The organism is Amycolatopsis sp. NPDC051373 (assembly GCF_040689465.1).
In the GTDB taxonomy this organism is placed as follows: Bacteria; Actinomycetota; Actinomycetes; order Mycobacteriales; family Pseudonocardiaceae; genus Amycolatopsis.
Map to the genome: position 1 here is coordinate 1 of NZ_JBFBAE010000044.1, position 25,864 is coordinate 25,864.

The following is a 25,864-nucleotide window of genomic DNA, read 5'->3' on the forward strand; positions in this document are numbered from 1 at the left end:
CGGCGTTGATCCCGAGTATGCGCATCGACCTGCCTCTGGCGTCCGGGGGCCCGCCGGCGGACCCGCGTTCGTCTATAGCGCTACCCGGCGAAGTCGCCGATAAACGAATTCCGCCAAAAGCCCTGGGCGTCGCTACTCACAGTAGCGGCGCCCGGCCGAACCAGGCCGCCGTGCGGCGCAGCCCGTCGTCTGCGTCGATCTTCGGTTCCCAGCACAGGACGTCGCGCGCGAGCGAGATGTCGGGGCATCGTCGCCGCGGATCGTCGACCACCGCGTCGATGCGTTCGATGGGCGAATCGGAGCCGGTGATGACCTTGACGCGCTCGGCGACCTGACGGACGGTCAGCTCGTCGGGGTTGCCGAGGTTGATCGGCCCCGGGTGGTCCGACCGCGCGAGCGCGAGAAGCCCGCGCACGGTGTCTTCGACGTAGCAGATGGACCGCGTCTGCTCGCCCGTGCCGGTGACGGTGAGTGGCTCTCCGGCCAGCGCCTGGGTGAAGAACGCGGGAATCATGCGCCCGTCGTTCACGCGCATGCCGGGGCCGTAGGTGTTGAAGATCCGCGCGATGCCCGTGTCGACGCCGAGTTCGCGGCGGTAGGCCGACGTGAGTGCCTCGGCGTAGCGCTTGGCTTCGTCGTAGACGCTGCGCGGGCCGATCGGGTTCACGTTGCCCCAGTAGCGCTCGCGCTGCGGGTGTTCGAGCGGGTCGCCGTAGACCTCGCTGGTGGACGCGAGCACGAAGCGGGCGCCGGCCCGGCGGGCAAGGTCGAGCGCGTGCTCCGTGCCGTGGGAACCGGCGCGCAGGGTCTCGATCGGCAGAGCGAGGTAGTCGCGCGGCGAGGCTGCGGACGCCAGGTGGAACACCACGTCAACTCGGTCCTCGAACGTGATCGGTTCGGTGACGTCGTGGCGCACGAACCGGAACCGTTCGTGGTCGCGGAACTCCTCGAGCGCGGCGGCCGAGGAGGTCGCAAGATTGTCCACAGCGGTCACTTCGAAGCGTTCGGACAGCAGCAGCGCGCACAGGTGGGCGCCGACGAACCCGGCCCCTCCGGTCACCACCGCGATGTTTCCCCGGTCGGTCGTGAGTCGCCTGGTGGTCATGCGGTTGCGGCTACCCAGCGCCACCCTGGGCGAAACGGTGTGAGGCGGGCACGGGCGGGTACCCGAAGATCATGCGAGTTCTGCTCACGGGTTGGGCCAGTTTCCTGCACGGAGAAGCGACCGCGGGTTACGTCCTGGGGTTGCGCGCGGCCGACGCCGCGCTGGCGGCCGCCGGGATCGACCACGACGTCGCGTGGAGCCCGGCGTTCCGGCCGGGCACGTTGCACCTCGGTGCGGCACCGCCCGAGGACTACACGCACGTGGTGTTCGCCTGCGGCCCGGTGCACGGCCCGCAGCTGCGTGACCTGCACGAACGGTACGCGGATTGCCGGCGGATCGCAGTGGGCGTGTCCGTGCCAGATCCGGCTGACACCGCCGTGACCGGCTTTCACCGCGTCCTCCCGCGCGACGACGCCACCACGGCCGCGCCGGATTTGTCGTTGAGCGCGTCCACGTCGGCGGTGCCGGTGCTCGGGGTCGTGCTCGCGCCGCGGCAACCGGAGTACGGCACCGCCGGCCGGCACGACGAGGTGCACGAGGCTCTCGCCGGCTGGCTGGCCGGCCTCGACTGCGCCCGCGTGCCGCTGGATTCGCGGCTGGCGCACGAGGACTGGGAGCGGTGCGCGACGCCGGACCAGTTCGTCACGGCACTGTCCAGAATGGACGCGGTGGTCACCACCCGACTGCACGGACTTGCCCTGGGGCTCAAGGCCGGTGTGCCGGTGGTCGCGGTGGCCCCCTTGGCAGGCGGCGCCAACGTGACGGCGCAAGGACGGGCACTCGGCTGGCCGGTGCTCACAGCTGCGGAGGCGGGCGATCGGGCCCTGCTCGACGACCGGCTGGCGTGGTGCCTCTCGGAGGACAGTCGCGCCCGGGCAAAGACGGACGCGCCGGCGCCCGAGTCCGCGTTGGCGGTTCTGGTCGGCGAGCTGGTGGGCTCGCGGTGAGGGCGCGCACGACAGTGGTCATCGCGACCCGCGACCGGGCGTGCGAGCTGGACCGGACGCTGACCGAACTGTCCGCACTGGATCCTGTACCATCTGTCGTGGTTCTGGACAACGCTTCCCGTGACGACACGGCAAGCGTCGCGGAGTCGTACCCGCAGGTGCAGGTGATCCGGCTGCCGCACAACCGGGGGGCCGCCGCGCGGAACCTCGGCGTCCGCATGGCCGGCACGCCCTATGTGGCCTTCAGCGACGACGAATCCTGGTGGGCGCCGGACGCCCTACACGAGGCCGAGCGGATCTTCGACAAGCACCCGCGTGCCGGCCTGCTCGCCGCCCGCACGCTCGTCGGTCCAGAGCACCGCGACGACCCGCTGACCCCGGAGCTGGCCCACAGCCCGCTGGGCTGGCCGGACGGCGCGCCCGGGCCGCTCGTACTCGGCTTCCTGGCGTGTTCGGCGGTTGTGCGCCGCGCGGCCTACCTCGACGTCGGCGGGTTCAGCCCGCTGTTGCACTTCGGGGCCGAGGAACAGCTGCTGTCCTACGACCTCGCCGCGCGCGGCTGGCAGCTGTGTTACGTCGAGGACCTGCTCGCCCACCACCACCCATCGCCCTCCCGGCCGCCGTCTTCCTGGCGCCTCCGAGCCGAAGAACGCAACCGGCTGCTGATCGCCGTGCTGCGCCGGCCGTGGCGTGAAGTGTGGCGCACGGCCCGGAGCGCGCCGTCGGCCGTGCTGGGCGCGTTGCCCCGGCTGCCGAGAGCGCTGCGCGGCAGGCGCGTGCTGCCCGGCGCGATAGAACACCAGGCCCGAACACTGGAAGGAACCGCGAAGTGCGCCGTATCTCGGTCGTGATCATCACCCGCAACCGCCGCGACCAGCTGCGGCGGACGCTGGTGCACATGACGTCCCTGCCCGACGAAGCTCCGATCGTCGTGGCGGACAACGCTTCCGCCGACGGCTCGGCGGAGATGGTCGCGCGCGAGTTCCCCGCCGTCCGGCTGCTGCGGCTGGGCGAGAACCTGGGAGCGGTGGCGCGCAACCTCGCGGTCGCGGAGGTGACCACGCCGTACGTCGCGTTCTGCGATGACGACACGTGCTGGCAAGCGGGCGCTCTCACCCGTGCCGCCGAGCTGCTCGATCAGCACCTGGACCTGGGCTCGATCACCGGCCGCTGCCTCGTCGAGCCAGGCCTGGCGGAGGACCCCATCACGCCCGAGCTGCGCAACTCACCCGTGCCGGGCCCGGACTGGCTCCCCGGTCCCGCCCTGCTGGGCATCATGGCCGGCCTGACCGCTGTGCGCGTCGACGCCTTCCACGAGGTCGGTGGCTTTTCTCCGCGGTTGTGGCTCGGCGGCGAGGAAGAGCTGTTCGCACTCGACCTCGCCGCCCGCGGGTGGTGGATGTCCTGGGCCGAAGATGTCGTGATCCACCACGCGCCTTCGCCGCTTCGCGACCCCCGCCACCGGCGGCGCCTGGGTATCCGCAACACGCTCTGGACGCTGCTCCTGCGCCGGCCCTGGTCCGCCGTGGCCCGCCGCGGTGCCGACGTGCTCCGCTCGGCTCCGTTCGACGGTGCGACGTTCGCCGCGCTGGGCGAGGTGCTGCGCGGGCTCCCGTGGGTGCTGGCCGAGCGTCGCGTGGTGCCGGCGGCGGTGGAAGAAGGGCTGCGGCTGCTGGAAGGTCCGCAGCGTGAGTCGAAGGCGCGCCGTTACGTCGGCTGAGGGGCACGGTTGCGCTCCCGAGCCTGCACTCGGGGGCGGAACCGTGGCCCTCAGCGCGCTTCGGCGGTCGCTGCCACCTCAGGCACGATCTTGAGGTATGCCCGGGCCGTGTCCGCCGCGACGCGGTCCCACGAGTAGCGCGCCCGTACCCGGTCCAGGCCGGCGACCCCGTACGCGTGGCCCAGCGCCGGGTCCTCGACGAGCAATCGCAGCCGCGACGCGAGCTCGTTCGCGCGGCGCGGGCGCACGAGCCGGCCGGTGACCCCGTCCACGACGGTGTCGGTGAGCCCGCCCGAACGCCCGCTCACTGTGCACGAGGGCAAGGCGTGCTTCCTGGAAAAGCGCTTCGCCGGCGTCGCCCGGGTCGCCGTCGTCGAGGTGGTGCGGGTGGTGGACGCGGGCACGATCGGTGCCGACGACGTTCATCTGCCCGGCGTGTTCGTTTCCAGGGTGCTGCCCGTCGGCGCGCGGATGCACAAACCGATCGAACGGCTGCGCGTCGCGCATCCGCGAGTCGCCGAGGAAGGGAAACGCGCGTCATGACGTGGTCCCGTGAGCAGATCGCCGCCCGCGCCGCTGCCGAGCTGCGCGACGGCCAGCACGTCAACCTGGGCATCGGCATCCCGACGCTGATCGCCGACCACGTCCGGGACCGGCCGATCGTGCTGCACTCCGAGAACGGAATCCTGGGCTTGGGCGGCCACCCGGCCCCGGGGCGAGAAGACCCCGATCTGATCAACGCCGGGAAGGAAACCGTGACCACGGTGAACGGTGCCTCGTTCTTCGACTCGGCCACTTCCTTCGCCATGATCCGTGGCGGGCACATCGACGTCGCGGTGCTCGGGGCCATGCAAGTCTCGGTGGCGGGCGACCTGGCGAACTGGACCGACGGCGGCTCGGTCGTCAAGGGCATCGGCGGTGCGATGGATCTCGCCAGTGGAGCCGGGAAGGTGCTCGCGGTGATGACCCACCGCACCCGCGACGGCAACTTGAAACTCGTCCGCCGATGCGGCCTCCCGCTGACCGCACGCGGCTGCGTCACGACGGTCATCGCGGACATCGGCGTTCTCGACGTCCGCGGTGATCACTTCGCCGTGCGAGAACTCGCGCCGGGAGTGTCGATCGACGACGAACTGGCGGCGCTGCTGCGTCCCGCTACCGGGCGATTCCTCCCCCGGTAGCCCTGGTGCGGCTCAGCCGTACGCTTTCCGACGAGCAGAACACATCCGCGGGAAGCCGCCGCTCGGCGAGATACGGAATCGCATCGGCGTATTCCTTTGTGGATTTCCGTGCAGGACTTGTTTCCGGTGCTCCATTCCGGCAATGTGACTCGAACCACCCTCCCCATCGAAGACAACGACGTCGGAGAAATTCATGCGTGATCCTTTGCCGCAGTCGCCAACGGAATCGCCGGTGGCCGCCCGTCCCGCAATGACCCGCGTGCACAAAAGAATCGTTTGGACGGTCGCGGCCGTCTTGTTTTTCGAATTCGCGGACTTGAACACGTTCTCTTACGCGGCTCCCGCGTTGAAGAGATTCGCCGGGTACAGCCTGGACGATGTCGCCATGGTGACCTCGGCGGGGTTTCTCGGAATGTTCTGCGGCGCGGTGCTCGCCGGCCGGGTCAGTGACCGGATCGGCCGCCGCCGCACGCTCACCTGGGCTACCGCTCTGTTCTCGGTGTTCTCCCTCCTGACCGCCGCGGGGACGGGCGTGTGGGTCATGGCCGGACTGCGCTTCTGCACCGGGGTGGGGCTGTCGGCGATGACGGTGTGCGCGATCAGCTTCCTCAGCGAGACGATGCCCGCGGCCCACCGGGGCCGGGCCCAGTCCACGACGCTGGCCGTCGGCCTGGCCGGCATTCCGGCCATCGCTTTCCTGGCCCGTGGCGTGGTTCCGCTCGGTGCCGACGGCTGGCGCATCGTGTTCGTCGTCGGCGGTTTGGGTCTGCTGGCGGTGCCGGCGCTGGCACGGCTGCCCGAATCGCCGCGTTGGCTGCTCTACACCGGTCGCACCGCCGAAGCACGCGAGGTCATGACGAAGCTGGGGGATCCGCACCTCACCCTGGCCGAGAACACCGCCAAGCGTCGCGACACGAGTCTCGAGGCCCTCGCCGCGCTGGCGGGGCGGCGGCTGCGTCGCCGCACAGCGGTGATGCTCGCGACCTGGATCTTGGCGATGCTGGGGTTCTATGCCTTCGCCGCGTGGGTTCCGGCGCTGCTGGCCGAGCACGGCTTGTCGCTGACCACCTCGTTGACGTTCTCCGCGATCACCACCATCGGTGCGGTTCCCGGCGCGCTGCTGGCCCGCGCGATCTCCGACCGGTTCTCTCGAAAATGGACGATGGCGGCCACCTCGACCGTGATCGCGGCGTTCGGAATCGCCTACGGATTCAGCTCGGGCCCGGCCGGGATCATCGTGTTCGGCCTGCTGGTGTCCTTGCTCAGCCAGACCTTCGTGGCGTTGATCTACACCTACACCCCCGAGGTGTTCCCGATGCACGCGCGCGCTTTCGGCTGCGGGATGTCCTACGGCGCAGGCCGGCTGGCCAATGTGGTCGGGCCGATGCTCATCCCCGCCATCTACACCGCCTGGGGCTACACCGCAGTGTTCGTCGCGGTCGCAGTGTGCTGGGTCGGCGCCGGCGCGATCGTCGCGGTGTTCGGACCCGAGACCACCGGTGCGCCGCTGGAGTCCGTGCCCGATGGTCAATCCCCACAACGAGGCTAGTACTGCAACGGCAGCTGGTGGTGTTGTGGCTGGATCGGGTGCATGCGTGGATTGCGGGCCGGTTCAGGCGGTCGGAGCCGCGTGCGCGTGTGCGGGAGTATGTGTCCGGGCTGGTGGCAGGCCTGGAGCGGAAGAACGGTTGGACGCCGGCCGAGCAGGCCGGCGGGGTGTCGCCGGACGGGATGCAGCGCCTGCTGCGCTGGGCGGACTGGGACGTCGACGGGGTCCGCGACGATGTGCGAGGACTGCCGGGCGGATCGAGAACTGTCAGATCGGGACGTTCCTGGCTTATGGCAGTGCCGACGGGCATGCGCTGATCGACCGCGAGCTGAATCTGCCCGAGCCGTGGATCGCTGACCAGGACCGATGCCGGCGCGCGGGATCCCGGAGGGCGCCGAGTTCGAGACCAAGCCGCGCCAAGCCCTGGCGATGCCGGCACGGGCCTTCGAGGCGAAGGTGCCGTTCGCCTGGATCACCGCCGATGAGGCCTCCGGGCAGGTCAAGTACCTGCGGTCGGAGCTAAAGCCCACGATGCCGCGCACGTACTGGCCACCAAGGTCAACGACATCTTGGCCACCACCGGTGGTCGCCAAGCCCGAGCCAACGAGCTGATCGCGGGTCTGCCCGCCCGGGCGTGGCGGGCGGTCGTCGGTCGGGGCCGGTGCGCGCGGGCCCCGCGAGTACGCCTGGGCGCGAGTGCCGATCCGGATCGGCTGGCAACCTGGGCGGGCACCGGCTGCTCGCCCGCCGCAAAGTCACCGACTCGACCGAGATCGCCTACTAAGTCTGCTACGGACCCCGCCGCGTCACGCTGCTGGACCTGGCCTGGATCGCCGGCCCCCGATGGCGGATCGAGGAATGCCTCCAGCAGGCCAAAAACGAAGCCGGACCCGATCATTATCAGGTCTTCAACGGGGCGGCGACGGTCGTGGCCGCACTGCTCATCGCGCTGGCGAACGCGGGCACCTTGCCCTGGCCGGCCGGTTGTTCGGGCTGTGGGGCTTGTTCTGGGGAATTGTGAACCCGGGAACGCTGGTCTGGATACTCGACGCGGCCCCGGAAACCCCGGAGGCCGCGTCGGCGGTGAATGTGACGAACCTTCAGATAGCCCTGGCGGTGGGATCCGGTGTCGACGCGATCCTCGTTTCATCGACAACCCTGCAGGCGGTGTTCCTCACGGCGGGTTTGATCGTCCTTGCCTCCGCCGTGCTCGCCGCGGACGCGGCGCGGTTCCTGACACTCGCTGCCCGGTGTGTCGGCGTCGGCCGGCGGTAAGAGCCGGCCATCGGCTGACGCCGACAAGAAGACCAGCGCAGAGGAGAGGTGTATGGCGGAATCGAACACGCGACTGCACTCCGCCGGCAAGGCTCTGCTCGCAGCGAGTGCAGCGGGTCTCCGGCAAATCCCACTGCTGTCGCGGTGGAACGTGGAGACCTCACAGCTGTTCTCGAACACTCCGAACACTCCGACCACAGCGTTGCGCGGGGCGCTGTGACGCGCCGCGATCGGGTCGCCGGCCAGGAACCGCCGATCGACCTGATGAACACCGTGTGGGGGAGCGGCAAGGGTACCGACGACGTGCTCACCACCGCGGACGGTGCACTCGAGTGGATTCGTGAGATCGTTCCGCGTCTTGAGCAACGTCCGAGGTCGCTCGACCACTGGCTGCCTTGCGCAAGCCCGTTGAGCGTGAAGGAGACGGCATTCGACCTGCGCCGGCTCCGCGATGCGCTGAGACGGCTCGCTTCCGACGCAACAGCGGACGAGCGACCGGCCGGGGTGGTGTCCGACTTGCCTGGCCACCAGGCCGCGGTGGACCTGCTCAACAACACCGCGGCCCATGCGGCTGCGTCGTCAGCCCTGGTGTGGCCCGGTGCGGGCGTACCGACGATCGCGCTCCAGGGCGACCTGCCCGGCGGCATCGCGGTGAGTTCGCTCGTGGCGCTCCACGCCGTACGCCTTTTCGGCGGCGAAGAGCGGAAGCGCCTGCGGGCCTGCCTCGCACCGGGCTGCGCGAACTACTACCTGTCCGGCCACGGACGGCGAAGGTGGTGCTCGCAGGGTTGTGGAAACAGGGCGCGCGTCGCACGGTTCAACAACAAGCAGTCGTCGAACTTGATCGGCTGATCGGCACGGGACCGCGACAACGAAACGTCTCGGAACCGCTCTCGGCGCCGGCACCCACTGACTTTTCGATACCGACCACCCGAAGGAGAAACCATGGGCAACAACACCGTCAAGGTGACCGACAAGTCGTTCGTGGACGACGTCCTGACCAGCGAGAAGCCGGTCCTCGTCGACTTCTGGGCGACCTGGTGCGGGCCTTGTAAGATGGTCGCCCCGGTACTCGAGGAGATCGCGGCCGAGAACGGCGAGAAGCTGACCGTCGCGAAGCTCGACATCGACGAGAACCCGAACACGGCGCGTGACTACCAGGTGATGTCCATCCCGACCCTGATCCTGTTCCAGGGTGGCAAGCCGGTGAAGCAGATCGTCGGCGCGAAGCCGAAGGCGGCTCTGCTGTCCGACCTGAAGGACGTCCTCTGATCGAGGCCGCGCCCAACCGCTGAGAAACCTGGGCTGCGAGAATCGCCTCGCAGACTTGATTAGGACTATATAGTCCACGTAAGGTCTCGCCGAGGTCGTGGTGACCCCGGAGACGAAGCAGGTCCGCCTGAGCGGAGCCGGGGCTCACGGACTGCCCGGATTTCGTCAAAGGTGAGTTCTCCCGGGGAGATCCGGCGGGACGGGTGCCGTCGAACGGTGCCCGGCCCCGGCCCGGGATCGAAAAACCAGCCAGTGCAGCATTCAGCCGGAGGAAACCAATGAGGACGATCGCGCCCACGTCGATCGCGACGCGGCCGTATCCCGCACGCGTTTCCCCGAAGGGCACGGCGCTTCTTCGGCTGATGCGGACGACGGACCACAAGCAGATCGGCGTGATGTACCTGGTCACGGCGTTCGCCTTCTTCATGGCCGGCGGTGCGATGGCCATGCTGATTCGCACGGAGCTGGCCCGGCCCGGGCTCCAGTTCCTCTCGCAGGAGCAGTACAACCAGCTCTTCACCATGCACGGCACGATCATGCTGCTGATGTATGCGACCCCCGTGCTGTTCGGGTTCGCGAACTTCGTGCTGCCGCTGCAGATCGGTTCGCCCGACGTCGCGTTCCCGCGGCTCAACGCGTTCTCGTACTGGCTCTACCTCTTCGGCAGCCTGATCGTCATCTCCGGCTTCCTGACGCCGGGAGGTGCGGCCGAGTTCGGCTGGACCGCGTATACACCGCTGTCGGAGGCCGTCCACACTCCAGGCCCCGGCACGGACATGTGGATCTGCGGCCTGATCGTGTCCGGTCTGGGCACGATCCTCGGTGCGGTCAACATGATCACCACCGTGGTCTGCCTGCGCGCGCCGGGCATGACGATGTACCGGATGCCCATCTTCACCTGGAATATCCTCGTCACCAGCATCCTGATCCTCATCGCCTTCCCGATCCTCACGGCCGCGCTCTTCGGCCTGGAGGCAGATCGTCGGTTGGGCGCGCACGTCTTCGACCCGGCCAACGGGGGGGTGATCCTCTGGCAACACCTGTTCTGGTTCTTCGGTCACCCCGAGGTGTACATCATCGCGCTGCCGTTCTTCGGGATCGTGTCGGAGATCTTCCCGGTCTTCAGCCGCAAGCCTCTCTACGGTTACAAGGGGCTGATCTTCGCGACCCTGGCCATCGCGGCGCTCAGTGTCTCCGTGTGGGCGCACCACCTCTATGCCACCGGCGCCGTGCTGCTGCCGTTCTTCAGCTTCATGACCTTCCTGATCGCGGTCCCGACCGGGGTGAAGTTCTTCAACTGGATCGGCACGATGTGGAAGGGCCAGCTGTCCTTCGAGACGCCGATGATCTTCTCGATGGGCTTCATCGTCACGTTTCTCCTCGGCGGCCTGACCGGCATCCTGCTGGCCGCGCCGGCCATCGACTTCCACGTGTCGGACAGCTACTTCGTGGTGGCGCACTTCCACTACGTGCTCTACGGCACGATCGCCTTCGCGACCTTCGCCGGCATCTACTTCTGGTTCCCGAAGATCACGGGCCGGATGATGGACGAGAAGCTGGGCAAGTGGCACTTCTGGACCACGTTCATCGGCTTCCACGGCACGTTCCTGGTCCAGCACTGGCTCGGCGCCGAAGGCATGCCCCGCCGCTACGCCGACTACCTGAGCTCCGACGGGTTCACCACGCTGAACACGATCTCCACGATCGGCGCGTACATCCTCGGTGCGTCCACGCTGCCGTTCATCTGGAACGTGTTCAAGAGCTACCGCTACGGCGAGATCGTCACCGTCGACGACCCATGGGGCTACGGCAACTCCCTCGAATGGGCCACGTCCTGCCCGCCGCCGCGGCACAACTTCACCGAACTGCCCCGGATCCGGTCCGAGCGCCCGGCCTTCGAGCTGCACTACCCGCACATGATCGAGCGCATGCACACCGAAGGTGAGATCGGCTTCTTCGGCAAGTCGCGCCACCAGGCCGCGCCGTCGCAGAAACTCGTCGACGCGACAATGCGGGGCAGCCACGACAAGGACAACTCGGGCGAGCAATAGCCGCGCCCGGTGAAGCGGTCCACTGTGGTCTTCCGCTACCCGCGACTCACGCCTGGAAGGTGCGGATGTAGTCGATGGCCATGTCGAGCGCGATGCGCATCGGCTTGATGTCGTGCCCCGTCTGCGCGAGCAGGTACCCGCCTTCGAGGGCGCCCATCAAGCCGATGGCGAGCCGTTCGGGATCGGCGTCGCGGCGCAGTTTGCCTGTGTCGCGCATCCGCCGCAGACCGTCCGCGATCAGGCCGAGCCAGGTTTCGAAGTGGCCGGCCAGCGCGGAGCGTGCCCGCTCGTTCTGGTCCGAAAGCTCGCTCGCGAGAGAGCCGAGCTGGCATCCGTAAGCCCCGTTGCGAAGAGCGTTCCGCTGGAGGATCGCGTCACGCCAGCGCTCGAGCCCGCGGATCGAGTTCAGCCGGCGCAGCTGTTCCCCCTGCGAGGCCAGCAGGTCTTCCGCCTGGTATTCGATCACGTCCTGGACGAGCGCGTCCTTGTCGGCGTAGTGGTGGTAGAGCTGTGACTTGCTGGTGCCGCTCGCCGCGCGGACATCGTCGAGCGTGGTGGCGGCCACCCCTTTGACTGTCATCAGGTCCACCGCAGCGTGCAGGATCCGGGCCCGGGTCGCTTCACCGCGCGCCGTCAGCCGGACGGGCTTGCCTGTGCTCTCCGGTTCCACCACCGCGACAGATTATCGTACCTGCGTGCGCGGAGGTCTCACGCGATGCGACTCGGCCGGGCGAGCCCAGGCCGGCCACCGCGTCACCGTTATCCGCGTCCGAGCGCGATCGACACCCGGCGCGCCAGCTCGGGGACGACCTCGGCGGTGAACCAGGCGTTTTTCACATGCCACCGGTAGTTCAATGGGGACGGGTGCACCAGCGGGAACTCGGCGGGGAGGTAGTCGCAGTAGGACTGCACGGTCTGGGTGAGGTTAATCTTGGATCGGCCCTTGAGGTAGTACCGCTGGGCGTGCGCGCCGATGAGCACCCGGAGAGTGACGTCCGGCATCCTCGACAAGATCTGCGGATGCCACCGTGGCGCGAATTCTTTGCGCGGCGGCAAGTCACCCGTCTTGCCCTTGCCCGGGAAGTAGAAATCCATCGGCACGATGGCGAACAGCGAGGGGTCGTAGAACTCCTCGTCGCGGACGCCGAGCCACGAACGCAGCCGGACGCCGCTGGCGTCGTCCCACGGGATACCGCTCTCCTGGGCGCGTCGGCCCGGCGCCTGGCCGATGATCGCGATCCGCGAGGCCGGCGACCCGGCCCACACGGGACGGTAGCCGAGGTCGCGTGCCCACGCGTTCGACGGGTCGGACGTCAACTCGTCCACGACCGCACACAAGTCGTCGATCAACCGCACTCCAGGTTCGTTGCCGGGAAGGCCGGGCCGCCGGCTTTCGGGAACACAGTCTAGATGGACTATGCAGTCCAACAAGCTGGGGGTCAACGGCACCGGAGTGTGCCTTCGTTTCAGGCCAAGCTCGGGTCCCGCCACGGGCCTTCGGGTAGCTCCGGGAGTGAGAACCGCTCGTCGAAGGAGCACAGGGGGAGCCGTTCGCCGAGGAATCGCAACACAATGGACCCGAGGACGGCCGAACAGAGTGATCCTGCGAGAACCCCCACCTTGGCCTGCTGCTGGAGGCCGGGGTCGGCGAACGCGAGATCGGTGATGAACAACGCGATGGTGAAACCGATGCCGGCCAGCATGGCTCCGCCGATGAGGTGGCTGTAGCGGACGCGGCCGGGCAGAGTGCCGATTCCGGTCCGCAGCGCGATTCCGGCGGCGAGCGAGATGCCCAAGGTGTTGCCCGCGATCAGGCCGACCGCGACACCGAGGGTCACCGTGGAGGACGACGCGGCCCGCAGCGCGCTGCCGTCGAGCCGCACGCCGGCGTTCGCCAGGCCGAAGGCGGGGATGATCACGAAGGCGCTCATCGGGTGCAGAATTGCCTGCAGTCGCTCGTTCGCCGACAGTGTCGCCTTCATCGCGGTGGTGGCGAGTCGCACGCGCACGGTGTCCGCGCGCTCGATCACAGCGCGCCCATAGAGGCGGAGTCGCTCGCGGGCGTGACTGTCGACCTCGCCGGCCGGCACGATCAAGCCGATGAGCACACCGGCAAGGGTCGGGTGAACCCCGGACGCGTCCACGGCCGCCCACAGCCCGGCGCCGACGACGAGGTAAGGCGCCAACCGCCACACTCCCAGCGCTCGCAGGCCGAGCAGCGCCAGGATCAGCACCGCCGCGACAACGAGCGCCGCCACGGACACGTGGTGTGTGTAGAACACTGCCATCACCGTGATCGCGCCGATGTCGTCGCCGATCGCGAGGGTGAGCAAGAAGAGCCGCAATTGATCAGGGCAGCGGGGACCGAACAAGGCCAGCACGCCGATCAGGAAGGCGGTGTCACTCGACATCGGAATGCCCCAGCCGGCTGCGGCCGCGCCGGAACTGTTGAACACGAAGTAGAGGACCGCGGGCAGCGCCAGGCCGCCGAGCGCACCGCAGGCGGGGACGACGATCGAGCGCACGTCGTGCAGCTCGCCGACGGACACCTCGCGGCTGATCTCCAGCCCCACCACGGTGAAGAACACGACCATGGCGACGTCGTTCACCCAGTCACGAAGGTCCAATGAGAAGTGCGCGCCGCCGGCTTCCACGCCTGCGTGAAGTCCCCAGAACGCGTCGTAGTTCGCGCCCGCCACGTTCGCCCACACCAGCGCGGCCACCGTGGCGGCGAGGAGCAGGACAGCGCTGCCGGCTTCGGTGAACAGGAACCTTCGGAAGCCGGCGGTCACGTACGGCAGTGGCATGCTCACGTGACGGGTCGTCGACGGCAGGTGGGGGAGGAGCCCGTCGTTGAATCGGCTCGAGTCGGCCTTCACGGCCCGAGTATGCCTGACGTGCGGTCGATCCGGTTGTGTACCGTCCATCAGATCGGGCGTTGGCCTGGAGACATCCACGGTTCGCGGTGCCACTGTCCGGAGTGGACCGTTCTGTGACGGAGGGATCGCGGGTGGCGACGCGTAGTGAGTTCAATCTGGACCGGCACGTGTACGGCGATCCATCGGCTTCGGTGACGGTGGTGGAATACGGGGACTTCGAGTGCCCGTACTGTGCTGCGGCGGCACCCGAGCTGCGCAGGTTGATCGACAGCTCGGCCGGCACGATCCGCCTGGTGTTCCGTCATTTTCCGATCTTCACGCTCCACCCGTACGCACTCACTGCGGCTCTCGCCGCCGAAGCGTCGGGTGAGCTGTTCTGGGAGATGCACGACTTGCTGCTGACCCACCAGAGCGAGCTGACGGATGTCCACCTGCGGGCATACGCGGCTCGCATCGGCGCCGGCGACGTCACCGGTGAGGTCGCGCAGCGGTTCCGTCCCGCCGTCGTGGCCGACTACACCTCCGGTGCCGAGTTGGCTGTCCGAGGCACGCCGACGTTGTTCATCGACGGACGTGCGTACCGAGGCCGAGTCAGCTACCAGGCGCTCCGATCGGCTGTGCGGCCGAGCTCCTGACCCGGTGCCTCGGCCGCGGCGGTTCGCGCCGTGAGCGTCCGGTGAAGTTCACCTCGCCAGAAGTGGACTGTCCGGTTCCGTGCTGGGCTTGATCGCCCCCCGTGATCGACAACACGATCACTGTCGTCGTTGAGATGTCGGTCGGGTGAACAGCGAGAAACCGGTTTCGATTTGTGCAGTTCCCTACGGCATCTCGACCTCCGGGTGACACGCGCCGGACGGGTTCCGACGCGCGCCGGCCTGGACAAAGGCTGCGAGCCTGAAGCTTGCTCCCCCTCCCTGACTGGACTATATAGTTCTCTTTGGTGCATGATGAGCGCACCGGAGTACGGAGCTGCGTCGGGTGCGCAACGCTGCCGAACGCGCGGACTTCGTCGTAAGAATGCGAAAGGTACAGCTACGGTGAGTGAGCAGCTGGGCTTCATGTCGGGGTCGCCGGTTGCCGGCCTTCCGCTGAGGCTGTCCTCCGCCACCATCACAGGTGACGGCAGCCCATCCCGCGACCACGAGTCCGACGGCCTGTTGCGGTTGGAGCTCTCGATCAGTGCACACGTGCTGGGCGAGCTCGAAGTCATGCTCGCCACGACCCACGGGCCTGGGGAGGGCGCTGCCGGCCGTGCGGCGGAATACCCGGCGGGACAGGGTCGCGAGCTCCGCATCAACGCCATCCTGCTGAGTTCGATGCCGGACGTCCTTCACCTCGCGGGCCGCGGTAGCGGCACGCACCACAGTGGAGCCGACGCGCAGTCGTACAAGCTGACGTTGACCTTCTCCGACGGGGGCACTGCCGAGAGTGTGTGGAGCACGACGTTCGACGTTCCGCGTTCGCCACTCGCAGACTCCACCTGGCGCCTGACCGTGCCGTTCAGTCACGCCTTGACGCCGTCCACGCTCCCTCGTCACGTGTCGTGACACCCCCGCGCGTCGCACCTCAACCGGCGGCGTCCCGGTCTGACGCTGCCGAAACGGTCTTCATGCGCTGAGGGCGCAGACCGTGCTGCTCGAGAAAAACATCAAGAGAAATGAAGTGAGTTCCGAGATGGATGTACAGCGCAACGTCGACGGCGGATCGTACGAGGCCGTGGTCGACGGGCAGGTTGTCGGCATGATCGTCTACCACGCCCCGCACGGTGACCGGCGCGTGACGTTCAGCCACACGATCGTCGATCCTGGCCATCGTGGTCAAGGTATCGCGACGGGGCTGGTGAAACACGCTTTGGACGATCTGCGAGCCCGAGGTCTGAAGCTCACGAATTATTGCACCTTCGTGGCCGACTACATTGCCGACCACCCCGAATACAAAGAGCTTGTCGACGACCGCTTCCCCGGCCGGGCGACCGTGCCGGATCGCGCGCCGCGCGAACGCTGATCAACGGAAGCTCGAACTGCCCCGGAATCGGGGAAATCGCTGAGGAAGAGGAGTGCAGAGTTGATTCCGGGGTCGCATTCGATCGACATCGACGGTGAACTGATCCGGACCACGCGGCTGGAGCTTGCTCCGTGGACGATGCCCGACGTCGAAGCGGCTCTGGGCATCTTCGGCGACGGAGAGGTTGCCCGGTGGCTGGCGCCGGCCATGGATCGAGTTGCGGACATCTCTGCCATGCAGGAGCTGGTTGCCGGTTGGGTCGCCGACGGCCTGGAAACCGAGCCCCCGGTCGGTCGCTGGAAGGTCACCGATCTCGCGAGCGGACGCGTCGTGGGGGCGGTCTCGTTGCTGCCCTTGCCGCCCGACGACATCGATTTCGAGATCGGTGTCCAGATCGCTCGTGGCTGGTGGGGGAACGGTTATGCCGGTGAAGTCGGTGACGCGATCGCTCACTATGCCTTCGATGCCGGCACGGACGAGATCTTCGCTGTGTCGCGCCCGGCGAACCAACGCGCCGCGGCCGCCGCGCGGCGGATGGGGATGGAGTGGGTCGGCCAAACCGAGAAGTACTACGACACGAGGCTCGACGTGTTCCGGTTGCGCCGTTACGACCTCGACGTGCCGGCGGGGGTGGCATCGCCGGAAGGAGAGCAGCCGGGTGAACTCACTGACATCTGACCGATTCATGCCGGCGCAAATCCACAAGACAGCGAAAGAGACGAGATCATGCCTGGAACCCTTCCTGATCGATGCGGCACCTTCACGATCGGAGGACACGCGATCACCCGGCTCGGTCTCGGGACCGCTCAGATAAGTGAGTCCGGTGTCTGGAGTCATCCGAAGGACGCCACTGAAGCAGCACGGGTGCTCCGAGAAGCGGTCGATCTCGGGGTGAATCTCATCGACATCGCCGAATCGTCGGGACCCTTCGACTACGAAGAACTCATTGTGCGGGCACTCAGCCCGTTCCCCGAAGACTTGCTGCTGATGATCAAAGGCGGACTTCTTCGGTCGCCGAGCGGGCAGTGGGAACCGGTGCCGCGGCCCTCGTTCCTTCGCAAGCAGATCGAGACTCGACTGTGGTACCTGAAGCTCGATCGCGTTCCGTTGTTCCAGCTGCACGGCTTCAGTCCGCAAGCTCCCATTGCCGATCAACTCGGGCTTCTCACGGAAATGCAGCGTGAAGGAAAGATCGGACAGATCGGGCTGGCGGAGGTGACGCTTGCCGAGCTGGAAGAAGCGAGGAAGTTCGCGGAGATCGCCACCGTCCAAGCTGAGTACAACCTCATCGATCGCGCGGCCGAACCGTTGCTGAACTACGCGGAAGCGGCGAACATCGGGTTCGTCCCGTGGCTTCCGCTGGCGACCGGCACGCTGGCCAGTGAGGACGGTCCGTTGGCGGAGATGGCGCGACGGCGTGATGTCTCGCCGGCGCAGCTCGCTCTGGCCTGGCTGTTGAACCGCTCACCCGCGATCCTCCCCACTCCCGGCACGCTGAGCATCCAGCACCTGAACGAGAACGTGTCTGCGGTCGACATCGCCCTGACGGCACACGAAGTCGGTGATCTCGACCGACTGGCGGCCAAGCCGTAAGCGGGATCTCTTCCGGAAAAGGCGCCGGGTGAACGGGTTCGGAAAATTCTGGCTGTCAGTACAGGGAGGGTACTCACCGTGGGCGGTTCGGACGTCGCTCTACCGCCACCGGTGGGTTTTCCGGTTCGGTCTGCGCAGGGTCGACGGATCCTGGTCGCGACGGTCCTCGGCGCGAGCATCGCGGGTATCGACTCGAGCGTGGTGACCGTCGCTCTTCCCGACATCGGCCGGGACTTGGGTGCGAGCTTCGCGTCCCTTCAGTGGACCGTGACCGGATACACCCTCAGCCTCGCCTCGCTCATCCTGCTGGCGGGTGGGCTCGGAGACCGGTACGGCCGCAAGCGGATCTTCCTCGTCGGCGTGGCCGGGTTCACGTTCGCCTCGGTCCTGTGCGCGGCCGTCCCCGACGTGGGCACGCTCATCGGTGTGCGAATCCTGCAAGGCATCGGTGGAGCGTTGATGGCACCGGCGAGCATGGCCATCCTGCAGTCGACGATCGCACCTGGTGATCGGCCGCGAGCGATCGGAACCTGGTCCGGGTTCGCCGGGATCGCGGGAGTTCTCGCGCCGTTCGTCGGCGGCTGGCTGCTGTCGCTGGGTTCGTGGCGGTGGATCTTCCTGATCAACGTGCCCGTGGCGGTCATCGTGCTGGTGGTGACCGTGCGCCACATTCCGGAGACGCGCGACGACGAGTCGTCCGGCATGGACTGGGGTGGCTCGGCGCTGGCCCTCGTGACCCTCGCCGCGGCGACCTACGCGTTGACCGCGATACCGGCGAACCCGGGCGGGCCGGGGGCACTGGCGAGCGCGCTCGTGGCTGTCGCGGCGGGAATCGGGTTCGTGCGCTACGAACGGCGAACGACCTCACCGATGCTGTCGGCGCTGCTGAGGAAGTCCAGGTCGTTCGTCTCGATCAACGTGATCACGTTCATCGTCTACGGCGCGTTCGGCGTGTTCTCCCTGATCTTCACGATCGCCCTGGAGACTGTCGCCGGATACAGCCCGGCCGAAGCCGGCAGCACTCTTCTGCCGATCACGATCATCAGCCTCGCGCTGTCTCCCTCCAGCGGCAGACTCGCCGCGCGGGTCGGGCCCGGTTGGCAACTGGCCGTCGGTCCCGTGTTGTGCGGCGTCGCGGCGCTGATGGCCTTGCAGATCAAGCCCGACACGGGTTACTGGAGTTGGGTGATCCCGCTCGAGTGCGTGTTCGGGCTCGGTACCGCCGCGATGGTGGCACCTCTGACGTCTGTCGCGCTGTCGTCGCTACCAGGTGGCCACGTCGGCGTCGCGTCCGCGGTCAACAACGCTGTCGCGCGCGGTGGCGCCTTGCTGTGGATCGCGGCACTTCCGCCGCTCGTCGGACTCACCGGCGCTTCGTACGTGCAATCCGAGGCGTTCCAGCCCGGCTATCGCCTGGCTTGCGTGATCTGCGCGACGGCGCTGTTTGCCGCAGGCGCGATTGCCGCCGCGGTTTTCCGCAACCACACCCCCTGCGACCGGCACCCTCTGGTCGCCCGTTCGCCGCACCCGCTGTCCCGATAGCCGCGGGCGGCAAAGGTTGTTTCGACCGTATCGATCCCTCACCGTCCGGACTCCTGGAGGAGGAACCTGTGACTGACGCAGTCAACGGCAAAGCGGTGCTTCGCCTGCCACGGCTGGTCGCGAGAGTCGACCGGGCCATGGTGGCCGCGGCCACCGTGCAGGCGGCGCTCGTGCTGGTGGACTTCGTACTGCTGGGGTTGCTCGCCAGAGGCGTGCCTCTCGTGGAGCCGTTGTTCCTGGTCTTGTTCGGCATCATCGGCACCTCGATCGGTATCGCGCGCCACCTCCGGGTTGCCGCGCGAGACGGGGCGGGCCTCGTGATGGTCTCGGCCGCCGGCGCGCTCATCCTGGGTGTCCTGTGGCATTTCGTGCTCGGTGGGCCAGGCAATATCCGGGTCGCGCTGCGTTCGGGCGTACCCGTCTTGGCACGAGTCTTCGAAGCCTCCGTGACGCTGCACTTGGTTGCCGCCGCGGCCACCGTCCTGCTGGCCGTACTCGCGTTCCGCCGCCGCACGTCGATTCTGTCGATCGGCCGAATACGAGAGTAGTCCGTGCGGTTTGCCGCGTCCCGTGGCTTGCCGGTCGCGGTGAAGAACTCGGGCCACCAGATGGTCTCCTCCGCTCGCGGCGGCGTCCTCGTCACCACGCGACGAATGAGGGGCATCTCCCTTGACGTGCGGGGTCGCAGGGCCTGCGTCGGTGCCGGCGTGGTCTGGCAAGAGGTCATCGACGAGGCGGCCCGGCTCGGCCTCGCGCCGGAGGCCGAGCGCCTGCCGGCCCCCATGCCTGCCGTTGCCGACGCCGTCTCCGCGAGGGGCGTGCCGTTCGCGGTGTTCGGCTTCGGAGTCGGCGGACCCGAGCCGGCTGAACCGCAACATCCCTGCCGGCTGACCGGGTCCGTGACTCGAGTTCAGGGATGGCGGGGCGGTCGCCTCCGACGGCCGGCGACGCACGGGGAAGTGGCTCGGGCCGCCAGGGACATGTTCGCTGTGTCGGCGGCAGTGCGCCGGAGGAGACTCTTGCGTTCTTGTTCGGTGAACCCGCCGAAGATGCCGTGGTCGAGCCCGTTGCGGAGGGCGAGGTACAGGCATTCCATCCGGACCGGGCACGCTGCGCAGATGGCCTTGGCGTGCCGGATTTGCGCCGTAGCGGCGGGCGAGGGGAAGAACACGTCGGGATCTTCCCCTCGGCAGGTCGCGGTGGCCTGCCAATCGGTCAGGTTGTCCAGATGCAGCAAGGTGTTTCGAAGACGGATCGCGGCGAGGAGCGGATCAGTCAAGGATGTCCGCCTCTCGCGGGTCGAACGCCAGGTAGCCGGAGAAATCCGTACCGACGCGCTCGATCGCGGACGGGTGTGGGTGGGGGTAGCACCAAGCCGCGTCGTGGGTCTGCGATCCGTCGGTGATGACGTCGTAGTAGCGGGCCGCGCCCTTCCACGGACACGTGTAGTGAGTCGCGCTCGGTTGAAGGCTTCCCTGCCGGATCGCCGCAGGGGGGAAGTAGAGGTTTCCTTCGAGGGAGATCAGGTCGTTCCGTTCGGCCTCGGCGATCACGGTTCCCCCGATGACGGCTTTCACCATTGCGCACACCTCTCTTTGTCGAGGACTGAAGCGAACTACATGCGCCACCCGGAATGCACCCGTGGCAATCCCGTGTGGGCGACACCCGCAGGTTGTGGTGTGCGGGGCAACGGGCAGCACAACGGACACCGGCGCGCAGACGGCAAACTTGGGTTGCTTTCCGCGCGCTGGTGCTCGGCGGTTGAGACCATGAGGGTCGGCCGGTCAGGCGTATCGCCCGGTGAACTGTGAACCGTCTCCGCGATGCGTGAAGCTCAGGCCGACGATCGAGCCGGCCTCGACAACCCAGCGAAGGTCGTACGAGGCACGGTAGGTGGGCGGCCAGAACGAGGCGAAACGGCCGTCGGCGTCGATGTACCACTCTCCGCGTGTCGGGTGGCCGCGGTCGGTGTACGTGGTCGCGCCATCGTGGTCGAAGACCTGTTCGGCGCCGTCGTCGTAAACGATCCGTCCGGCAGTCAGTGCGGCCACCAGGTTCTTGTCGGCCACCTGCTCACCATCGGCCGGGCTGAGCGACTCCAGCGATCGAGGCATGAGATTCCCTTCGAGACAACCGTGGTGTGAGCGAGGACGGCGGGCCCTCAGCCGAGGAACGCACTTGCCGACGCGTGGAGGGCTCGCCAGCTGGCCGCGAACTTGGCGACGCCCTCTCGCTCGAGCGTGTCGTACACGTCATCGAGATCGATGCCGGCGGCGGCGACGGCATCGAGGTCGGCCGTCGCTTCCTTGCCGAGCCCCACGACTCGGTCCCCGGCAAGCTCGCCGTGATCGGCGAACGCCGAGAGGGTCGAGGGCGGCATCGTGGACACGGTGCCGTGCGTGACGAGGCCGGTCACGTACTTGGTGTCGGGAAAGGACGGATCCTTGACACCGGTCGAAGCCCACAGCAACCGCTGGGGGCGGGCTCCGTCGGCGGCAAGGCTTTGCCACCGCGGGGATTCCCACACCGCAGCCACGGCTTCATGAGCGAGCCGCGCGTTGGCCAGGGCGGCCCGGCCGCGCATTTCGGGGACGCCCATGACGTCGAGCCGTCTGTCTACTTCGGTATCCACCCTGGACACGAACAGCGAAGAGACCGAGTGGATAGTCGAGAGGTCGTGGCCGTTGTCACGAGCTCGCTCGAGCCCGTCGACGAACGCCTCACCGACCTCGGCACACCGCCGCGGTGAGAAGACCAGAGTGACATTCACGTTGACGCCCGCCGCCAGCGCACCGGAAACAGCTCGCACGCCCGCCCGTGTGGCGGGGATCTTCACCATGAGGTTGGGCCGGTCGACGAGCTCCCACAGCTGGATCGCGTCCGCGACGGTCGCGTCGGTGTCGCCGGCGAGCTCGGGACTCACCTCGAGTGACGCCCTGCCGTCAACGCCGTCGGTCTTCTCCCAGATCGGACGGAGTACGTCCGCCGCTTGCTGAACGTCCCAGATCGTCACCGCCCGGACGGCCTCCGTTACGTCGATTCCGTTGCCGGCCAGGCGTTTCAGCTGTGGGGCGTAGCGACTGCTCCGGGCGATGGCGTGGGCGAAGATCGTCGGGTTCGTGGTGACGCCCACCACTGAACTGCTTCGCACCAGGCGCTCGAATTCGCCGTTCTCCAGGATGTCGCGGGAGAGCTCGTCCAGCCAGATCGACACGCCGGCCTCGGTGAGGGCGCGAAGCCGGCCGTTGTCCTCGTCTTCGGTCACCTCGTTTCCCCCTGTTCGGTGGCTCGATCCAGGGCGGCGGTCTCTTCGGGCGGGTCCGGCGTCCAGAGCGAGCCCGGGACGGCGCGCCCCGCGGCGCCGAGCTTGTTCATCTTCTTCGGCACCGGCGCGCCCTGGTACTCGAGCGGCACCGCATGGCCGTGGCTGTCCATCCCGGCCAGGGGCTGGTGGACCTCGATGAACCCGCCGGTCGGCAGGCGCTTGATGATGCCGGTCTCCACGCCGTGCTCCAGCACCTCGCGGTCGGCCCGCTGCAGACCCAGGCAGATCCGGTAGGTGATGTAGTAGGCGATCGGCGGCACGATCAGCACGCCGATGCGGCCGGCCCACGTGGTGGCGTTCAGCGAGATGTCGAACTGGTCGGCGATGATGTCGTTGAAGCCCGACAGCTCGATGACCAGGAAGAACCCGAGTGCCATCATGCCCAGCGCGGTGCGCACCGGTGCGTCGCGCGGCCGCTGAAGCAGGTTGTGGTGCTGCACCTTGTCCTTCGTCAGCTTGCTCTCGATCCAGGGGTAGAGGGTCAGCATGGTGATCAGCAGCCCCATGCCCATCGCGCCGGAGAAGAACACCGCTGGGATCGTGTAGTTCCCGAGGTACACCTCCCACGCGGGCCAGATGCGCAGCATCCCGTCGGCCCAGGCCATGTACCAGTCCGGCTGCGAACCGGCCGACACCATCGACGGGTTGTACGGCCCGAAGTTCCACACCGGATTGATCTGGAAAAGACCCGCCATCAACGCGAGCACACCCGTGACGGTCACGGCGAGCGACCCACCGTGGAGCGCGAACTCGGGCACGATCCTGATGCCGACGACGTTGTCTTCCTTCGCTCGCACGCCGGGGAACTGCGTGTGCTTCTGGAACCACACCAGCACCAGGTGTACGCCGATCAAGGCGAACAGGATTCCGGGTAGCACGAGAATGTGCAGGGTGTACAGGCGCGGGATGATCTGGTCGCCCGGGAATTCGCCGCCGAACAGCGCCCAGTGGATCCAGGTGCCGATGACCGGCACCGACAGCACGATGCCCGAGAGGGTCGCGCGGACGCCCGTACCCGAAAGCAGGTCGTCCGGCAGCGAGTAACCGAAGAACCCCTCGAACATGCTGACCAGCAGCAGGATCACGCCGATGACCCAGTTGGCCTCACGCGGCTTGCGGAACGCACCGGTAAAGAAGATCCGCAGCATGTGCAGGAGTGTCGCGGCGATGAAGACCAGTGCGCCCCAGTGGTGCAGCTGGCGCACGAACAGCCCGCCGCGCACGTCGAACGAGAGGTCCAGGGTCGTCTTGAAGGCCTGCGACATCTCGACGCCCTGCAGGTTCGTGAAGCTGCCGTGGTAGGTGACTTCCTGCATCGAGGGATCGAAGAACAGCGTCAGGTACACGCCCGTCGCGATCACGACGATGAAGCTGTACAGCGAGACCTCGCCGATCAGGTAGGACCAATGGGTCGGGAAGACCTTGTTCATCTGGTGCCGCAGGCCCTTGGCGAGCTTGTACCGCTGATCTGCGTTGTCCGCGGCCTGCCCGAGACGCTTCGCAAGCACGCCCGTGCCCATGGTCGGCGTGGTCAGTGAGCTCATGCAGTGTTCGAGGCAGCGATCGGCCGCGTCTTACCCCCGCGGGTGGACCCAAAAGAGTGGCTGCCACTACGCGCGGGGATCCGGACCTGTTTCGCGGCTGAATCCCACGGGGCCCGGCCGCCATGAGACCACAACCGCCTGGGGGACCGGGCGCCTCTGCGGGGCATTCCACCGGACGTGATCCCGGGGCCGCGGTAAGGGGGAGATCAGGGGTTGCCGCCAACAGGTGATCACCCACAGGGGAGGGGACCTCGTGTTCGCAAGCCAGCACAGCGTTCCGGAGGGAACGGTAGTGGAGAAGCCTTCACTGATGACGGGGAGCGCGATCGCGGTTCGTCATCCGAAGGAGCTTCTGAGGACCGTGGTGTCCGACGGCTCGATAACCCTCTTCGTCACCGGCGGCCTGATCGAGCGATCGGCCGTCGAGGTGCTCTGCGCGGAGCTCGACGTCGCGACCGCGTTGTGCCGTGGCATCGTCACCGTCGACCTGACCGACTGCACCGGGCTCGGCACCGCGGCGACGCGACTCCTTCGGGGACATCTCGACACGGCTCGTACCCCGGAAACCCGGTACCGGTTCCGGCTCAACGCCGGCCGTTCGTCGGTGGTCCGCGCGCTCGCCGCCGCCGGCATCCTCACGAAGCGCGAGGCTCGACGGCGCCGTGTCCGCGGTGTCCCGCGCCGGTGGGACACCGACAGCCAGTCGTCGCTTCGAACGGCGTGAGGCCCAACGCGCAGTTCTTTATGGACATTCGGCACGGGGGTGGAGACCTTCTGGACTTAATGGTCCTGTTTTGCTATGAAGGTAGCGGCAGTCCCGACAGCTCGCGGGTAGGTGGAGCGGCCCTTGCCGCGCCTCGAAACACGAGTTGGCCGAACGCTCATGGCGTCGGCCCGGCTTGACGGCATCGCGCCAAGCCGTTCGGGCACCGAGGCCATGGCTCGGTCTGCTGACTCTCCGTGCGTGGTGTGCGAGTCGGTTTCGGTGCTGTCGGACAAGCAACGGTGACGGCGTGGCAGGGGATTTCAGATGCTGATAACGGTCATGAGAGAGGGGGTGGGGCGGCATGACGCCGGCCGTATCCCGTGTGCAGACGACATACCCCGCTGACACCGGACTGAAACCCCGGTTCACGTGACCACCTCGGAGATCGACGAGCGAGTCCTGGTCGATGGGCGGAGCTTCGACCCCGCGTCCGCCGTCTGGGTCCGGGAGTTGAGTCCTGGCAGCCCGGAATTCGAAGACGCCTGTCGCCGGCTGCACGCGATGCTCATCAAGATCGCCAGGAGGGAGACCGCGCGCAGGTCGCCGGTCCTCCGGCTCACCGGCCCCGAACTCGAAGACCTGGCCCACCAGGCCGCGGCCGACGCCCTCATGCGGATCACCCGCAAGATCGGTGAGTTCCGCGGCGACGCGCAGTTCAAGACCTGGGCCTTCAAATTCGTCATCCTTGAGGTCTCGACGAAAGTCGGCCGGCACTTCTGGCGGGACCACCGGGTGTCCCTCGACCACGACGAGGCCGAGCGCGCTCGCGCCGCCGTCGGTGACGAACCGCCCCATCAGGTGCAGGCCATCGAACTCCGAGCCGCCCTCGCCCATGCCATCGAGGACGCACTGACCGAACGCCAGCGCCGCGTCTTCGTCGCCCTGGCCATCGACAACATCCCGATGGATGCCCTCGCCGCAAAACTGGAAACCAACCGCAACGCCATCTACAAGGCGATGTTCGACGCCCGGCGCAACATCCGCGCCTACCTCGTGGCCAACGACTTCATCTCCTGACCACCGTGCTTGACGTGGCCACTCGATGTCGGGTATTCCACACGGGCAAGACGGCCAATTCGCCAATATGGACTATATAGTCCACATCAATGAG

28 protein-coding genes and 3 pseudogenes are annotated in these 25,864 nt (G+C 67.6%); 21 read left to right on the plus strand and 10 right to left on the minus strand.

The genetic code is table 11. The features are described from left to right. Positions 1 to 136: 136 nt before the first annotated feature. Entirely contained in the window at positions 137 to 1,105 is a 969-nt protein-coding gene (locus AB0383_RS46885) for an NAD-dependent epimerase/dehydratase family protein (protein ID WP_364190743.1), read from the minus strand. A 71-nt stretch (positions 1,106 to 1,176) separates the two neighbouring features. Here AB0383_RS46885 and AB0383_RS46890 point away from each other — a divergent pair, with 71 nt between their 5' ends. Genes AB0383_RS46890 through AB0383_RS46900 form a run of 3 tightly spaced genes read left to right on the plus strand, consistent with a single transcriptional unit; the run spans position 1,177 to position 3,772 of the window. After that, positions 1,177 to 2,052, plus strand: a complete 876-nt coding sequence (locus tag AB0383_RS46890; RefSeq protein ID WP_364190740.1) for a polysaccharide pyruvyl transferase family protein — start codon at positions 1,177 to 1,179, stop codon at positions 2,050 to 2,052. Next, complete coding sequence (locus tag AB0383_RS46895; RefSeq protein WP_364190737.1) at positions 2,049 to 2,903, plus strand: glycosyltransferase; 855 nt, start codon at positions 2,049 to 2,051, stop codon at positions 2,901 to 2,903. The genes AB0383_RS46890 and AB0383_RS46895 overlap by 4 nt, the downstream gene beginning before the upstream one ends. Further along, on the plus strand, positions 2,882 to 3,772 hold the full coding sequence (locus AB0383_RS46900; RefSeq protein WP_364190734.1) for a glycosyltransferase: 891 nt from the start codon (positions 2,882 to 2,884) through the stop codon (positions 3,770 to 3,772). The genes AB0383_RS46895 and AB0383_RS46900 overlap by 22 nt, the downstream gene beginning before the upstream one ends. A 50-nt stretch (positions 3,773 to 3,822) precedes the next feature. Here the strand turns inward: AB0383_RS46900 and AB0383_RS46905 are convergent. Then, positions 3,823 to 4,065: pseudogene (locus AB0383_RS46905) on the minus strand (glycosyltransferase family 1 protein); the annotation flags it as partial. A 16-nt stretch (positions 4,066 to 4,081) separates the two neighbouring features. Between AB0383_RS46905 and AB0383_RS46910 the strand changes: the two are divergent. The 8 genes and pseudogenes from AB0383_RS46910 (at position 4,082) to ctaD (ending at position 11,100) form a co-directional block, all read left to right on the plus strand. Continuing rightward, complete coding sequence (locus AB0383_RS46910) at positions 4,082 to 4,315, plus strand: hypothetical protein (RefSeq protein WP_364179270.1); 234 nt, start codon at positions 4,082 to 4,084, stop codon at positions 4,313 to 4,315. Continuing rightward, positions 4,312 to 4,953 carry a 3-oxoacid CoA-transferase subunit B gene (locus tag AB0383_RS46915; RefSeq protein WP_364179268.1) on the plus strand — a complete coding sequence of 214 codons (642 nt, stop codon included), beginning with the start codon at positions 4,312 to 4,314 and terminating at the stop codon, positions 4,951 to 4,953. The genes AB0383_RS46910 and AB0383_RS46915 overlap by 4 nt, the downstream gene beginning before the upstream one ends. Before the next feature lie 250 nt (positions 4,954 to 5,203). Continuing rightward, complete coding sequence (locus tag AB0383_RS46920; RefSeq protein WP_366190993.1) at positions 5,204 to 6,502, plus strand: MFS transporter; 1,299 nt, start codon at positions 5,204 to 5,206, stop codon at positions 6,500 to 6,502. Between the two features lie 2 nt (positions 6,503 to 6,504). Then, positions 6,505 to 7,409, plus strand: a pseudogene (locus AB0383_RS46925) (transposase); the annotation flags it as partial. Between the two features lie 110 nt (positions 7,410 to 7,519). After that, entirely contained in the window at positions 7,520 to 7,777 is a 258-nt protein-coding gene (locus tag AB0383_RS46930) for a hypothetical protein (RefSeq protein ID WP_364179264.1), read from the plus strand. Between the two features lie 216 nt (positions 7,778 to 7,993). Beyond that, positions 7,994 to 8,629 carry a CGNR zinc finger domain-containing protein gene (locus AB0383_RS46935; protein WP_364179262.1) on the plus strand — a complete coding sequence of 212 codons (636 nt, stop codon included), beginning with the start codon at positions 7,994 to 7,996 and terminating at the stop codon, positions 8,627 to 8,629. Between the two features lie 93 nt (positions 8,630 to 8,722). Next, positions 8,723 to 9,049: a thioredoxin gene (gene trxA / locus AB0383_RS46940; RefSeq protein WP_220240252.1), complete on the plus strand. Its 327-nt coding sequence runs from the start codon at positions 8,723 to 8,725 to the stop codon at positions 9,047 to 9,049. Positions 9,050 to 9,327: 278 nt separating this feature from the next. After that, positions 9,328 to 11,100 carry a cytochrome c oxidase subunit I gene (gene ctaD / locus AB0383_RS46945; protein ID WP_366190996.1) on the plus strand — a complete coding sequence of 591 codons (1,773 nt, stop codon included), beginning with the start codon at positions 9,328 to 9,330 and terminating at the stop codon, positions 11,098 to 11,100. A 46-nt stretch (positions 11,101 to 11,146) separates the two neighbouring features. Here the strand turns inward: ctaD and AB0383_RS46950 are convergent, their stop codons facing one another. The 3 genes from AB0383_RS46950 to nhaA all read right to left on the minus strand — a co-directional run bounded on the left by AB0383_RS46950 (position 11,147) and on the right by nhaA (position 13,979). Beyond that, positions 11,147 to 11,773 carry a TetR/AcrR family transcriptional regulator gene (locus AB0383_RS46950; RefSeq protein ID WP_366190998.1) on the minus strand — a complete coding sequence of 209 codons (627 nt, stop codon included), beginning with the start codon at positions 11,771 to 11,773 and terminating at the stop codon, positions 11,147 to 11,149. Between the two features lie 86 nt (positions 11,774 to 11,859). Beyond that, the gene (locus AB0383_RS46955) at positions 11,860 to 12,450 is read right to left on the minus strand and encodes a uracil-DNA glycosylase family protein (RefSeq protein WP_364179260.1); all 591 of its coding nucleotides are present in this window, start codon (positions 12,448 to 12,450) and stop codon (positions 11,860 to 11,862) included. 116 nt (positions 12,451 to 12,566) lie between these two features. Further along, a complete protein-coding gene (nhaA, locus tag AB0383_RS46960) occupies positions 12,567 to 13,979 on the minus strand; it encodes a Na+/H+ antiporter NhaA (RefSeq protein WP_364179258.1) in 1,413 nt (470 codons plus the stop codon). 131 nt (positions 13,980 to 14,110) lie between these two features. On the opposite strand from nhaA, the gene AB0383_RS46965 reads away from it, so the two are divergent. The 8 genes and pseudogenes from AB0383_RS46965 to AB0383_RS47000 all read left to right on the plus strand — a co-directional run. Then, on the plus strand, positions 14,111 to 14,614 hold the full coding sequence (locus tag AB0383_RS46965; protein ID WP_364179256.1) for a thioredoxin domain-containing protein: 504 nt from the start codon (positions 14,111 to 14,113) through the stop codon (positions 14,612 to 14,614). 402 nt (positions 14,615 to 15,016) lie between these two features. After that, positions 15,017 to 15,526 (plus strand): hypothetical protein, encoded by a 510-nt coding sequence (locus AB0383_RS46970; protein WP_364179254.1) that lies wholly within the window; start codon positions 15,017 to 15,019, stop codon positions 15,524 to 15,526. An 82-nt stretch (positions 15,527 to 15,608) separates the two neighbouring features. After that, positions 15,609 to 15,983, plus strand: coding sequence for a GNAT family N-acetyltransferase (locus AB0383_RS46975; RefSeq protein WP_364179253.1), 375 nt, complete (start codon positions 15,609 to 15,611; stop codon positions 15,981 to 15,983). Positions 15,984 to 16,043: 60 nt separating this feature from the next. Next, positions 16,044 to 16,661, plus strand: a complete 618-nt coding sequence (locus AB0383_RS46980; protein WP_364179251.1) for a GNAT family N-acetyltransferase — start codon at positions 16,044 to 16,046, stop codon at positions 16,659 to 16,661. Between the two features lie 48 nt (positions 16,662 to 16,709). Beyond that, complete coding sequence (locus AB0383_RS46985) at positions 16,710 to 17,576, plus strand: aldo/keto reductase (protein WP_364179250.1); 867 nt, start codon at positions 16,710 to 16,712, stop codon at positions 17,574 to 17,576. Between the two features lie 111 nt (positions 17,577 to 17,687). Next, on the plus strand, positions 17,688 to 19,118 hold the full coding sequence (locus AB0383_RS46990) for an MFS transporter (RefSeq protein WP_366191002.1): 1,431 nt from the start codon (positions 17,688 to 17,690) through the stop codon (positions 19,116 to 19,118). A gap of 68 nt (positions 19,119 to 19,186) precedes the next feature. Beyond that, a complete protein-coding gene (locus AB0383_RS46995) occupies positions 19,187 to 19,666 on the plus strand; it encodes a hypothetical protein (RefSeq protein ID WP_364179246.1) in 480 nt (159 codons plus the stop codon). A 3-nt stretch (positions 19,667 to 19,669) separates the two neighbouring features. Next, positions 19,670 to 19,864, plus strand: a pseudogene (locus AB0383_RS47000) (FAD-binding protein); the annotation flags it as partial. A gap of 164 nt (positions 19,865 to 20,028) precedes the next feature. Here AB0383_RS47000 and AB0383_RS47005 read toward each other — a convergent pair. From AB0383_RS47005 to AB0383_RS47025, 5 genes are all read right to left on the minus strand, one after another. Then, the gene (locus tag AB0383_RS47005) at positions 20,029 to 20,397 is read right to left on the minus strand and encodes a WhiB family transcriptional regulator (protein ID WP_364179244.1); all 369 of its coding nucleotides are present in this window, start codon (positions 20,395 to 20,397) and stop codon (positions 20,029 to 20,031) included. After that, on the minus strand, positions 20,390 to 20,698 hold the full coding sequence (locus AB0383_RS47010) for a DUF427 domain-containing protein (protein WP_364179242.1): 309 nt from the start codon (positions 20,696 to 20,698) through the stop codon (positions 20,390 to 20,392). Before AB0383_RS47010 ends, AB0383_RS47005 begins: the two co-directional genes overlap by 8 nt. Before the next feature lie 204 nt (positions 20,699 to 20,902). After that, positions 20,903 to 21,232, minus strand: coding sequence for a hypothetical protein (locus AB0383_RS47015; RefSeq protein ID WP_364179240.1), 330 nt, complete (start codon positions 21,230 to 21,232; stop codon positions 20,903 to 20,905). A gap of 47 nt (positions 21,233 to 21,279) precedes the next feature. Next, positions 21,280 to 22,383, minus strand: a complete 1,104-nt coding sequence (gene tal, locus AB0383_RS47020; RefSeq protein ID WP_364179238.1) for a transaldolase — start codon at positions 22,381 to 22,383, stop codon at positions 21,280 to 21,282. Next, the gene (locus AB0383_RS47025) at positions 22,380 to 23,987 is read right to left on the minus strand and encodes a cytochrome bc complex cytochrome b subunit (protein ID WP_364179237.1); all 1,608 of its coding nucleotides are present in this window, start codon (positions 23,985 to 23,987) and stop codon (positions 22,380 to 22,382) included. Before AB0383_RS47025 ends, tal begins: the two co-directional genes overlap by 4 nt. A gap of 310 nt (positions 23,988 to 24,297) precedes the next feature. Between AB0383_RS47025 and AB0383_RS47030 the strand changes: the two genes are divergently transcribed. Together AB0383_RS47030 and AB0383_RS47035 are read left to right on the plus strand one after the other, a co-directional pair. Then, positions 24,298 to 24,711 carry a hypothetical protein gene (locus tag AB0383_RS47030; protein WP_364179236.1) on the plus strand — a complete coding sequence of 138 codons (414 nt, stop codon included), beginning with the start codon at positions 24,298 to 24,300 and terminating at the stop codon, positions 24,709 to 24,711. A gap of 411 nt (positions 24,712 to 25,122) precedes the next feature. Beyond that, complete coding sequence (locus tag AB0383_RS47035; protein WP_364179234.1) at positions 25,123 to 25,770, plus strand: sigma-70 family RNA polymerase sigma factor; 648 nt, start codon at positions 25,123 to 25,125, stop codon at positions 25,768 to 25,770. Positions 25,771 to 25,864 lie beyond the last annotated feature (94 nt).